7 protein-coding genes are annotated in these 12,923 nt (G+C 44.1%); 5 read left to right on the forward strand and 2 right to left on the reverse strand.

What is annotated here, in order from left to right:
- Positions 1 to 220 precede the first annotated feature (220 nt).
- Positions 221 to 2,848 (forward strand): PAS domain S-box protein, encoded by a 2,628-nt coding sequence (locus tag NKT06_RS13560; protein WP_253434966.1) that lies wholly within the window; start codon positions 221 to 223, stop codon positions 2,846 to 2,848.
- A gap of 122 nt (positions 2,849 to 2,970) precedes the next feature.
- Here NKT06_RS13560 and NKT06_RS13565 read toward each other — a convergent pair whose 3' ends face one another.
- Positions 2,971 to 4,737 carry an ABC transporter substrate-binding protein gene (locus NKT06_RS13565; RefSeq protein WP_253434970.1) on the reverse strand — a complete coding sequence of 589 codons (1,767 nt, stop codon included), beginning with the start codon at positions 4,735 to 4,737 and terminating at the stop codon, positions 2,971 to 2,973.
- Between the two features lie 145 nt (positions 4,738 to 4,882).
- On the opposite strand from NKT06_RS13565, the gene NKT06_RS13570 reads away from it, so the two are divergent.
- From NKT06_RS13570 to NKT06_RS13580, 3 genes are all read left to right on the forward strand, one after another.
- Positions 4,883 to 6,118: an MDR family MFS transporter gene (locus NKT06_RS13570; protein ID WP_367399857.1), complete on the forward strand. Its 1,236-nt coding sequence runs from the start codon at positions 4,883 to 4,885 to the stop codon at positions 6,116 to 6,118.
- A gap of 600 nt (positions 6,119 to 6,718) precedes the next feature.
- Complete coding sequence (locus NKT06_RS13575; RefSeq protein WP_253434976.1) at positions 6,719 to 8,464, forward strand: ABC transporter ATP-binding protein; 1,746 nt, start codon at positions 6,719 to 6,721, stop codon at positions 8,462 to 8,464.
- Complete coding sequence (locus NKT06_RS13580; protein ID WP_253434979.1) at positions 8,461 to 10,230, forward strand: ABC transporter ATP-binding protein; 1,770 nt, start codon at positions 8,461 to 8,463, stop codon at positions 10,228 to 10,230. The genes NKT06_RS13575 and NKT06_RS13580 overlap by 4 nt, the downstream gene beginning before the upstream one ends.
- 118 nt (positions 10,231 to 10,348) lie before the next feature.
- On the opposite strand, the gene cyoE is transcribed toward NKT06_RS13580, so the two are convergent.
- Positions 10,349 to 11,278, reverse strand: coding sequence for a heme o synthase (cyoE, locus tag NKT06_RS13585; RefSeq protein ID WP_253434982.1), 930 nt, complete (start codon positions 11,276 to 11,278; stop codon positions 10,349 to 10,351).
- Positions 11,279 to 11,731: 453 nt separating this feature from the next.
- On the opposite strand from cyoE, the gene NKT06_RS13590 reads away from it, so the two are divergent.
- Positions 11,732 to 12,661 carry an NAD(P)/FAD-dependent oxidoreductase gene (locus NKT06_RS13590; protein ID WP_253434985.1) on the forward strand — a complete coding sequence of 310 codons (930 nt, stop codon included), beginning with the start codon at positions 11,732 to 11,734 and terminating at the stop codon, positions 12,659 to 12,661.
- The last annotated feature ends 262 nt before the right edge of the window (positions 12,662 to 12,923 follow it).

Below are 12,923 nucleotides of genomic sequence, written 5' to 3' on the forward strand. Positions count from 1 at the left end.
GACAAAGGTCGGGACTCCATAGTAGTGGATTCCAGACCTTGTTTGACTTTATAGACACAAATCTCTTAAAAAGATTTGTTTCAATGGTTGGATTTCTGGGTATTAAGCAGGTACTGTGGTTTTAAAACTGACCCATTCTTATGGAACATTTTATATCAGGAAAAGCTTTAGATTTCGACAATCTATACATGGAGTTTATATGCCAAAAGGAGAGCTTACAATGCAGGTTCAAAAGGTCGATCATCATGAATTGTTCGAGCAGATCTATAACCAAGCACCTATTGGAATTGCACTCGTTGCTCCAACAGGACAATGGATGAAAGTGAACCCTGCTTTTTGCTGTTTGCTAGGTTATACAAGTGATGAATTAATGGATCTCACGTACCAGGATATTACACATCCGGATGATTCACCGCAAGATATGATCTGTAGTTACGAGTTATTTGAAGGTAAAATAAAAGAAAATCAATACGAAAAGCGATACATCAATAAAAATGGTGACATCTTATGGACGTCATTGCATCTTACATTAGTCCGTAGCGAAATTACGGATGAACCTATTTATTTTATTTGCCATATTATTGATATTACTGACCGCAAAATGTCTGAACAAAAGCTTCTGTATAGTGAAGAGATGTTCAAACTTATTACAGATCATGCTCAGGAGATCATCTATATTGCCGATCAGGAGGGTGTTTGTCGATTCTGCTCCCCCTCCGTTCAAGGTTTACTGGGTTATTCGCCAGAACAAGTAATTGGTCAAAATAATGATGCATATTTTCATCCACAAGATCTGGAACGGATTTCACAGATGGACTTGACCAAGGGTAATCTGTTGAATACTAGGGTCCGTCATAAAGATGGGCATTATCTGTGGTTTGAAACCACATACAAAGTCTTTGGTGATGCTGAGCATGGAATGCAGATTCTTTCAATTGGACGAGATGTATCCGAACGGAAAAAACATAAAGACATCAGTGCAGAGGCTGAACGCATCGCCTTAATTGGCAGTTGGGAATGGGATATGGTCAATGACCAGATCGCTCTTTCAGATCAGATTTTTGAGATTCTTGAATTCGAACGTACACGAAAATCATATCGTGCAAGTGATATAGCTAATGTGATTAATCCCGCGGATAAAGCCTCCTTATACGAACAGATGGAATGGGTAAAACAAGGGAAAGCGCTAGATTTCGAGTACAAGCACATTAGCACGAATGGAAGTGAGAAGTATCTTCACTTACGCGGGTTAGTTACGCTCGATGAGAATGGTCAGCCAGTCCAGCTAAACGGAACACTACAGGATATTACTGAACGCAAACGTATCGAATTTAAATTGCAGGAATCTGTGGAGCGATACACTTCGCTTAAGAAATACAATCATGACGCCATTATCTCGTTTAACATGGATGGTAATATTATGAATGCGAATCCAGTAGCGGTGAAAATGACGGGCTGTCCCGTGGCTGAAATGATCGGCACAAGCATAAGCAGATTTATTGGAGCCAGTAATCTGGGTCTGATTCTGGGGAGTAATTATGAGATGGCTGAGAAGGAGATCAACGCTGTTCGGCACATGGAAGGCTTTGAGACAGAGGTCTTGGCTACACTTGCTCCAATCATTGTTAATAAATCCAATGTCGGGTTTTACCTGATTGCGAAGGACATTACAGAGCAGAAAAAACTGCTTGTAGCCAAAGAGACAGCGGAGAGAATGAATAAGGCCAAAAGTGAATTTTTGGCGATGATGAGTCATGAAATCCGTACACCTATGAACGGTGTAATTGGTATGACGGATTTGCTCTTGGATACTCCTGGACTTAGCGGGGAACAAAAGGAATATATTGAAATCATTCAGAAGAGTGGAGATTCCTTGCTGGCCATCATTAATGATATTCTTGATTTTTCCAAAATAGAGTCAGGCAAAACCGATCTGGTCGAAGATCCTTTTGATTCCGTAGAAATCGTGACCGAGACGGTGCAAATCGTTAAACCACTGGCTCGTGAAAAGAAGCTGGATGTTCGTATGTGCGTAGAAGATGCTATTCCAACTCCGGTGTATGGTGATGCTTATCGTCTTAAGCAGGTACTTACCAATATCATTGGCAACGCGGTTAAATTCACTTCAGAAGGCAGCGTAGAAGTTAAAGTGGGAGTTAAGGAGCAGCGGGGCAATACCGTGCAGCTTTATTTTCAGGTAAAGGATTCGGGCATTGGCATTCCGGCTGAGAGGAAACAACAATTATTTGAACCTTTCTACCAATTGGAGAATTTTATGACCCGCAAACCTCAAGGTACGGGTCTTGGCCTTGCCATTAGCAAGAAATTGGTGGAGCTTATGCAGGGCGAGATCTGGATCGAGGAATCGGATGAACCGGGTACAATATTTATATTTACTGCCCAATTTAAATTAAATAATGGTGAAGAAAGCAACAGGTTGGATCAACAGCAGAAGAAGAGCAGAACATCAGCCTTGAGGATTTTAATTGCAGAAGACAATGAGGTGAATCAGCTCGTTCTTAGCAGAATTGTTGAGAAAAAAGGGCACTTCGTGGATCATGTGGCGGATGGTGTTGAGGCAGTCGAGGCGGTCAAACACAATTCATATGATATTGTCTTCATGGATGTGCATATGCCAAGGCTTAATGGATTCGAAGCGACAAAATTGATTAAAAATTCTTTGCCCCCCGAGAATTGTCCATACATTATTGCGGTAACTGCAAATGCCGTAAGAGGAGACATGGAGAACTGTTTGAAGGCAGGCATGGATGCGTACGTCAGCAAACCGATTAAAATCGAGTCCATCATGCAGGTATTGGAGACCTATTACACCAAAAATAATCTCTAATTGCACTCAAATGGATCGGCAATAGAGCCGTTAGCTTATCGTAAATAGGCTAGCGGCTTTTTTGCCGATCCATGATTTTGTTCAGCCCTATATCCCACAGATGCGTCTGTGCACATATATACCTAAGGATTTTTGATCCACAATTGGGAGATGTCCATATATCCGAATTCTGCTATCTGCATGCCGAAGATGCTCTGATCCAGTTCAGCCTGCTTGTTCATGTGACAGCCATGCAAGATCCAGCAGTGATCACGTAGCAAGGCTTCAGCTTCATCCAGGAGCGTTGTGCGGTCTGCCCGATGAAGCGTTGCGAAATGATCCAGTTTGTCATCCAGTTGAGACAGGAATACAGGGGACATACACATATGAAAATGATTGGACAGGTTTTTGAAAAAATGAATCATGCCGTACTGCCAATCTTCCTCCAGTATCTCTTCAGCCAAGATCAATTGGGCGTTCGTGGTTTCCTCTGAGTTGAAATAATCCACAACGGCGTGCATGCTGATGTTCATTCCGATGGACTGCGCACGACATTGGAACCACTCCGCAACGTCTGCGTCCTTATTATGCTTATACGATAAAGTTATCGTCTCACCCCGGTACCCACAGCTATGCAGCAATTCACGAGCATCGTCAAGAGAAACCGCTGTCCAGTCTTGGGCTGCACTTCTCCAGGGAAGGAAGCTGCTGGCTGGTGTGATCCGATTACCACCGAGATCTCTGACAAGCGCGACCGGATCATAGACGATACGCAGGGCTTGTCGAAATAGGGGATGATGATGGATGCCTTCCTTGTGAAAATTAAACAGCATATACTGACAACCCAGTGCCGGATAATTGATGCTGTTGGTCTGTTCACAGCCTGTTGTGAGACTCAATCGATCAGTACCTGGTAGCTCATAATAGCGATCATTCGGACTCAGGTCAGTCACAAACCAGAAATGGACTTGATCCAGATGTGGCCGGATGCCGTAGTAGGCATCAAATGCGGTAAGTTCCAACACATCTTCATTCAGCTCAGAGATCTGAAAAGGACCGGTACCTATTAAGGTATTGGCTACATTGTAATCGTAGGGCAGGATCGTCATTCGAATACAACTGAACAGATGCAAGAAGAACCGATTAGGACGACGAAGAACAAACTTGATACAGTAATCGCCAGCTACTTCCGCACGTTCGATATCCCGATACAACCAGATGGACGGACTATTCACATCTATTAATCGTTGCAACGTCGCTTGGACATCCCGGGACGTCATGACACGACCGTTGTGAAAACGTACACCTTTCCTGAGATAGAAGGTCCACAATCGATGGTCCTCACTGCACTCCCACATATGAGCCAATGCTGGCCGGAATGATTCCATCTTGGCATCATAAGTGATTAATGTATTACAGACCTGGCTCAGCAGATAGGTTTCAAATGCAGTATAAACAAAGGCTGGGTCCAGATCACCTAACTGGCGAGACCTCATAATGCGCAGGATATCCTGACCTGAGGAAGTTTCCTCATGGCTGTGAAATCCCATCTGTTGATGGAGGGAGAGCATGAGCTGTTCTCGCAGTGAATCGTGCATCTGAATGGTTCCGATGAGTTCAATGGCATCTTTCATTTTGCCTTTAGCGAGAAGTTCGGTAAAACTCGCTTCCAGCGCTTCATTCATGCTACGCAGCAACGTTAACTCCGAATGGTGCCCACGACCACGGCCTGGTTGCCAGTGGATGAAGCCTTGCTCCTCCAATTTTCTAATAATGAACTTCACATTACGAGGGGTGCAGCACAAGGCAGCGGACAAGCTATCAATTGTTACCGCTACAGGTTCATGGAGCTTGAACGAAAGCTGTTCGGCCCCGGCGAGCCTTATAAAGTGTGTATGTAGGGTATCCATGGTCATGACTCCTCTATTAAAGGTGAAAAGTGTGATGATATGTTTACACTTTTCTTTCCCCCTTTTATCCTTACAATTATACATTAGTAGAGATTGTTCAAAAAGTCCGCTTTTGAAGCATCTAGAAAGAATAGGAGAAGTTCGCATGAAGCAATATTTAAGGCAAATTCACCCCTTGGCATGGACCATCATTATCGGAACCATGTTTGGACGTCTTGTGACGTCAATGAGTATCCCGTTTCTATCCATCTATCTGACACGTGTACTAGAGGCTACACCGACCCAGACCGGTATTACTGTGGCCGTTAGCTCGCTGGCAGGTGTAATGGTCAGCTTTTATGGAGGTTATATTTCGGACCGGATCGGGCGCAAAATCGTGATGTTAATCTCGGTATTTAGTTGGGCAGGTGTGTTTTTTATTTTTTCAGCAGCAGAGCATCTATGGGTGTTCTTTGTTGCCAATACGTTAAACGGATTATGCCGTGCAGTATTTGAGCCTACCTCCAGAGCCCTGTTATCGGATATTACTTCTCCGCAGAACAAATTGCTGGTGTTTAACCTCAGATATGCTGCAATTAATCTTGGTGTGGTCTTTGGGCCAATTATCGGATTTCAGCTGGGATCATCTGAATCAACGTTTCCGTTTGTGATTTCCGGCTTGGTATACATCGCATATGGACTTGTATTATTTCTGCAATTCAAGCTACAGCATGCCAATCTGCCAGAGCGTCATCAGGCAACCGCACCACGTTTGCGTGAAGCACTCATAACCACCGGTCGCGACCGGGTGTTTTTGCCAGTATTAATCGGTACCACATTTTGTGTTCTGGGTTACGGGCACTTTAGTTCTACGTTGGCACAGTACTTGGCGAGGAGCCCGATCTTTGAAAATGGAAGTCAGATGTTCTCGTACATGCTGTCCCTGAATGCGGTGACGGTACTGATTATTCAGTATCCGCTTGTGCGAACCTTCCGAAACTTTCCACCGCTTGTTCCTCTGATTGTAGGTAATCTGCTGGTCGCAACCAGTCTGATGATGGTCGGAATCGCTGAAGGTGTATTCATGATGATGATGAGTGTCATACTATTTACCATTGGGGAAGTATTGTTGTTCACGATGATGGATATGCTCATCGACCGGATTGCGAAGCCGGAATGGAAGGGGACGTATTTCGGAACTATCGGCTTCAATAATATTGGTAGTGTTATCGCTCCTGTAATGGGAGGGTTGTTGTTAAGTCAATTTGGAGCAGAGAATGGGCTCGCTGTTTTTGTACCGATTGCACTGACGACTGCACTGGGAGTACCTTTTCTTCTGATCGCACATAGACGTCTTGTTGTTAGAGAGAAGCAAACGGAGTCCACATCATTGAGTGTGTAGCAGGAATTGAAAGATTAATGACATGAATTAAATAACAATTCAGTTAAAATTATCTTGACGTATGTTGAACCAGCGAATACAATAAACAACAAATATGTGAAACGGGTGGGATGATGATTATGTTTATGCCTATACAGATTTCGAATCGATAACTGAATACGCATGAGCATAGTGACATTAATCCAATTTTTTGTAATGATCGCGTTGGGACAGTCATGTTTGTGCACCCCTGTCGTGGACGCTCATCATTATTGCGATGCAGAGGAGATTCGGGAAATGCTTTGCATTTCATCCGGTCTCTTTTGGTTATAAGCTGTAGATGAACTTTAGTTCATCTATGGCTTTTTTGCATGCATCCCACCAATCCGTTCACATGGAAAGGAGCATTTGAAGCGTTATTTTATAAAACTAACTTTGGTAAAAAGGAGAATGTACAATGGTCAACATAGGTTCTACATATCAATTATGGGCGGGAAATACCGATTTTAATGTCATTATGTATGACTCATCCTAGTAAGAGAAAGTTGCTGTGTCGATAAGACCATCAACAAATATGAATTGGCAAGAACAATTAAATAAATCTATGAAGAGGTGGGACCTGTGCCCAAAACAGAGAAACGCTCCATGTCTTGGCTGCTGCGCTATTTAAAACCAGTCAAAGGACGGCTGGCCTTACTTTTAATCATGTTGCTGACATCAACGGGGCTTCAGCTTTTGAATCCACAGATCATCAAACGATTTATCGATACAGCAGCAAGTGGGGGAGTCCTCACCAATCTTGTTCAACTCGCAGGAATATTTCTGGTTGTTGCAGTGTTTAATCAACTCATCACGGTAGCGGTAAGTTATTTGGGGAATGATGTGGCCTGGCGGGCCACGAATCAACTGCGCGGAGATCTGCTGAAGCACTGTCTGCGTCTCGATATGCGTTTTCATAATGTGAAAACACCTGGTGAGATGATTGAACGTGTGGATGGTGACGTAACGAGTATCTCCAATTTTTTCGCGATGTTTATTGTGCAAGTAATCGGGAGTTTTGTACTGCTGGCCGGAATTCTCGGGTTCATGTTCAGCGTCAATGTGCCTATTGCTTTGGTCATGACCGTGTTCACATTGTTATCGATCCTGTTCATGGTCTTCATCCGAAATCTGGGCGTGGACTCTTCCAAAAATGAACGGGCGGCAAGCGCCGCTCTGTTCGGATTAATTGAAGAACGTATTGCCGGGATTGAAGATGTGCAAGCGAATGGCCATGTGCCCTATGTGATGAACCGCTTTTACCGCACGATGCGCACGGTATTCCGTAAGGGGAGAAAAGCCTGGCTGCTTCGGGTTATTCCGTGGAATACCACAGTAGTTCTGTTCGCTCTGGCGGTCACTGCGGTGCTATTGTTGGGTGTGCATTACTATATGGAAGGTCTAATTAGTATCGGAACATTATTTCTGATCTACCAATATACGCAAATGCTGAATGATCCGATTGAGATGCTGGGAGATCAGGTACAGGAGTTCCAAAAAGCAAAATCAGGTATGCTGCGCTCCAGAGAGCTGTTGTCCATGCAGAGTGTGATTGAAGAGGGGACAGGGGAACAATTGCCTGCAGGACCGCTTGGATTGGAATTCAGTCAGGTACATTTCAGTTATAACCAGGATAAACCGGTATTGCAGGACATTAATTTTGCCATTAAACCTGGAGAACGTCTGGGAATCATCGGTCGCACAGGTAGCGGCAAATCGAGTCTTAGTCGTGTTCTACTCCGCCTGTACAATCTGGATCGGGGGACGATCCGTGTAGGTGGAACGGATATCACGAAGCTTTCATTACAAGCGCTCTATCGCCGGGTGGGTATGGTGACACAGGATGTGCAGTTGTTTGATGGCACGCTGCGTGACAATCTTACCCTCTTCAATGGGGATGTATCGGATCACATGATTAAGGAAACGACAGATCGGCTTGGACTCAGCCAATGGATTAATGCACAACCAGAAGGACTCGATACGTATCTGGCAGCAGGTGGAGCTTCGTTGTCGGCAGGGGAAGCACAGTTATTTGCCTTAACCCGCGTATTCCTGACCGAACCAAGTCTGGTTATTCTGGATGAGCCTTCGTCACGTCTGGATGCTGCGACTGAAGGCATGCTGCAATCTGCAATTGACCAGTTAATGAAACAATCCACCGGAGTCATTATTGCTCACCGACTGGCTACACTCGAGAAAGTTGACCGGATTATGGTGCTCGGGGATGGCAAGGTGTTGGAATTTGGAGCGAGAGAAGAACTTGCCAGTAACCCGGCATCTCATTATGCAAGACTGCTCATTACAGGCCGAGAGGAGGAATTGGCATGACTGTAGCAGGATTTATAGGCCGTTTGTTTCGATTCAGGCCATTCTTGTTTGTAATCAACGGATTGTTATGGTGTATATTTCATTCCTTGCCGCTAGCCATTGGTATTGGGATGCAGTGGTTTTTTGATCGCACAACAGTGGGGTCAAATGACTATATGTGGCTCGCTGTGCCGCTTATCTTTATTGCTTTGGTCCGAATGGCTCGGGTGGGTACATTTTTTGTAGCTTTCTATGCATGGGTTACGTATCTGTATCATGTTCAGGCGATTTTGCGAACCAACATGCTCGCAGCTATTATGCGCTGGCCGGGCCGTAATCTTCCGGCTTCACCAGGGGAAGCGATGAGTCGCTTTCGGGATGATGTGGATGAAGTCGTCGAGTATGTAGAATCATGGGTGGATTTCTGGGGACGGCTCGTATTCGCTATTGTGTCCATCGTCATTATGGCGAACATTAATTGGCAGATCACGTTGGTTGCTGTGCTGCCATTGGTAGCTGTGACCTTACTCAACAACCTGTCGGGGAATCGGGCCCGGAAGTATGCACAGGTTAATCGTGAAGCGACTGGGCGAATTACCAGTTTTATTGCGGAAACGTTTGGAGCTGTGCAAGCCCTGAAACTTGGTCAGGCGGAAGAGAACGTCTCTTCACGTTTTAACCAGTTGAATGAGGATCGTCGTCAGGCTGCACTCCGGGACAATCTGTTTAAGCAGTGGATGAGATCAATGAATCAGCATGTATTAAGTATCTGTACCGGACTGATTCTACTGATGTGTGCCGCTGAGATGAAAGCAGGGAACTTTACGGTAGGTGATTTTGCCCTATTCACGAGTTATCTGGCTAATATCGGATTTAGCATTTCACTGTTTGGTTATATGGTGTTTCAACACAAAAGGCTCAAGGTATCCTATGATCGCATGCGTAAGCTATTCCGCCCAGGGGAAGAAGACCAGATCATGGATTCGAGAGAAATCTATCTGTATGAGGATCCCCCGGAGCTCGTAAGTGAACAGAGAGATCCCAAGGAGAAATTGCAATCTCTTGAGGTTAACAATCTGACTTATCAATATCCGAATTCGGAAAATGGCATACAAGAGATCAGTTTTCGCCTGAAACGAGGACAATTTCTGGTCATTACAGGACGGATCGGATCAGGTAAATCAACGCTCGTACGAACACTTCTTGGACTGTTACCCAAGCAAAAAGGGGACATTCACTGGAATGGAGCAGCTGTTGATCCAGCCACGTTCCTGATGCCGCCTAGAGCAGCGTATACGCCACAAGTGCCAAGACTGTTCAGTGATACGTTAAAAGAAAATATCGTCCAGGGCAAACAGGGTAACATGGAGCAAGCCCTTGAAAAAGCCATTCGTCTAGCTGTGATGGAGAAGGATATCAAACATCTGGATCAGGGGCTTGAGACCCCGGTTGGTCCAAGAGGGGTGATGCTGTCAGGCGGGCAGATTCAACGGGCGGCTACAGGGCGCATGTTAATGACCGAGGCGGACTTGTTTATCTTTGACGATCTGTCCAGTGCACTGGATATGGAGACTGAACAACAAGTATGGGAAGGGCTGTTCCAAGAGCCGGATGTCACCTGCATCGCGGTTTCTCACCGCAGGGCAGCACTTTCCAAAGCAGATCATATTATCGTGATGAAAGATGGACGCATTGAAGCTGAGGGAAGCTTGGCCGAATTGCTTGCCACCAATGAAGAGATGCAACTGCTGTGGCAAGGAGAACAAACTCCCGCCAAAGTAGGATAGCTTTTAAAAATTAGAAAAGACAATAAAAAACCAAAAAACGAAAAAAGCCTTACAGACGACTACTCCTTGAAAGAGTATAGTCTGTAAGGCTTTTTTCGTTATAACGTGTATAACGGTTTTATCTCATCATTTGAGCAATCAAGGAATACGCAATGATGACCAAGAAGATAATAGTGATATGGTTAATGGAGAAGATAAACATCCGTTTGGACCATTTTTCCGTTTCTTTCCGATCAAAGGTAGCAACACTGAGAATGAGCCAGGCTAAGGTAACCAGAAATGCCACAATAGCGACAAAAGGACTCATTGGCCAGAATAAAAAGCTGGATATCAGTAAAAGTACCAGATACACATTCGTCTGAATGTATGTCCGTCTGATGCCTTTAACGACAGGCAACATGGGAACGCCAGCAGCCTTGTATTCGTCAAAACGACGAATTGCAATGCCGTAGAAGTGAGGCATTTGCCATAGGAGCATCGTTACGACCAATGCCCAGATCTCAAAATGACCCAGTTCCGGTGAGATGGCTGCCCAACCGATGAGCGGAGGCACAGCACCTGAAAGACTTCCCACTTCCGTGTTGTAGATCGTTGTACGTTTGGTCCACATCGTGTAAGGGAAAACGTAAAGCAACAGTCCCAAAATACCGAATACGGCAGCAGATGGGGAAGCGATGTACAGCATGATGCCCCCGATGATGGTGATTGCAATACCGAGAATTAGACCCGACTTGGTATCTACGCGTCCCGTAACGGTAGGACGTGTCTTCGTGCGTTCCATAATCGCGTCAATATCGCGATCATACAAGTTGTTAAACACCCCTGCTGCCCCAATAATGAGGGAAGACCCGATGAAGGAAAGGATGATTGGTACAATATTAGCTAAGATTGAAGCATCAAATACATATAAAGCCAAACTTAAACCCGCAAACATGGCGATCAGGTTGGACTTGATGATTCCGATTTTGATCGTATCGAAGAATACTTTCGGAATCGAGCTATACTCCAGGCTGATATTGGTCTGTGAACCATTGTTCAATGTTTTCAAGAACTCACTTCCTATATCTATACTTATATATTATGTCGCTATTATACCATTCAATACACTATGTGATTTAATTAACGTTTTAGTATTTAAAATAATGTCATTTGATTGTGAACAATTTAAAAACAAGGTTTTTTTTAATTGTTAAATAATTATTTCTGTGTTACAGGAGAGAATCGAAAAGTCGGGGGATAATTGCGATGTGAAGCTTGTTATGTAGTGTAAGTGTAAATGTAAATATTCTTTGGTTCGACTCACATAGGCTGGAATGAAGAATGTGGATAAAGATATATGTTGAAAAATGCCTGAGATTTGTTTATTGTAGATATAAGATATCTTTAATGGTTTTGTTTAAAAGAGCTCTTGTAAATCTCCGAATTATTTTTCTTAAGAGAAAGCGGAGGTTATTTTTAAAATTAAATTAGAGATATTAAATGTCTGGAAAGGGTGAATAATATGAGTAATACGAATCAACTCTTGGATGTACTTATTATTGGTGGAGGACCAGCGGGGCTTAATGCAGCCCTTGTACTCGGCAGGGCCCGTAAGAACGTTGTAGTCATCGACGATGAGACACCGCGAAACTGGGTCACAAGGGAGACTCATGGGTTTGTGACGAGAGATGGGGCTAGTCCTCGTGAATTTCGCAAAGCAGCCAAAGAGCAGATTGCAGCATACCCTTCAGTTCAATTTGCATCCGATACGGCAACAGAGGTAACAGGTAGCGATGGTAATTTTGTAATCAAGACTACACAGGGGGCAAGCTACCGTACGAAAAAGATTTTGTTTGCAGTAGGTAAGAAAGATCTGCCTCTGGATATTAATGGATTGACAGAGGTTTATGGCAAAAGTGCGTTTGTGTGTCCATATTGTGATGGATGGGAGCTAAGAGACCAGTCGCTTGTCATCATCGTTAGTGGGGATAAGGCATTACATATGGCAAAAGTCATATCCGGCTGGACAGATCGTTATACGATCTGTACGAATGGATCAGATTCCTTAACCGATGAGCAACGTGAAGAGTTGAAACAGCATCATGTTACTGTATTCGATGCACCGGTTCAATCCATTGAATCTGAAGATGGAATGGTAAAGCAAGTTGTACTGAATGATGGTACAGCTATTCCATGCACGGGAGTCTTCTTCCAACCCAAACTGTTCACCGGATCAGAACTGCCGAAGGCCATCGGCTGTGAAATTACAGAATCAGGAACAGTTATCGTTGATGCCGCTGGCAAAACATCCGTAGCGGGTGTATATAGTTCTGGTGATGCAGCATCCGAGTTGTATCAGGCCATTACGGCTGCTTCTCTGGGGGCGTTATCTGCGGTAAGTATTAATACTGAATTGAATTTCGAGAAGTGGGATGAGCGAAGTCATCATTAGATTATACGAATAAGCGTTATAGAACCAATAGAACCATAGCGTCACAAGTTCACACAGTAGGGGATTGCATTTGCAATCCTCTACTTGTTGTTTTCAGCCTAAACGTTGAACGATTCCAATGAGAGGAATACACCCGGAAGAAAATTTGATATCAAGTTGAAATTGATTTATTATAATATTAAATGATATATATTACTATCAATTATACAATCGGCAAAGGAGAGGTCATACATGAATGAAAGCAAAGCAGCCATCCCTTGGT

The organism is Paenibacillus sp. 1781tsa1, assembly GCF_024159265.1.
Lineage (GTDB): Bacteria > Bacillota > Bacilli > Paenibacillales > Paenibacillaceae > Paenibacillus.

Coding starts and splice junctions, on each gene's coding strand:
- NKT06_RS13560 (WP_253434966.1), top strand. CDS start 221: ATGCAGGTTCAAAAGGTCGATCATCATGAATTGTTCGAGCAGATCTAT.
- NKT06_RS13565 (WP_253434970.1), bottom strand. CDS start 4,737: ATGGATACCCTACATACACACTTTATAAGGCTCGCCGGGGCCGAACAG.
- NKT06_RS13570 (WP_367399857.1), top strand. CDS start 4,883: ATGAAGCAATATTTAAGGCAAATTCACCCCTTGGCATGGACCATCATT.
- NKT06_RS13590 (WP_253434985.1), top strand. CDS start 11,732: ATGAGTAATACGAATCAACTCTTGGATGTACTTATTATTGGTGGAGGA.
- NKT06_RS13580 (WP_253434979.1), top strand. CDS start 8,461: ATGACTGTAGCAGGATTTATAGGCCGTTTGTTTCGATTCAGGCCATTC.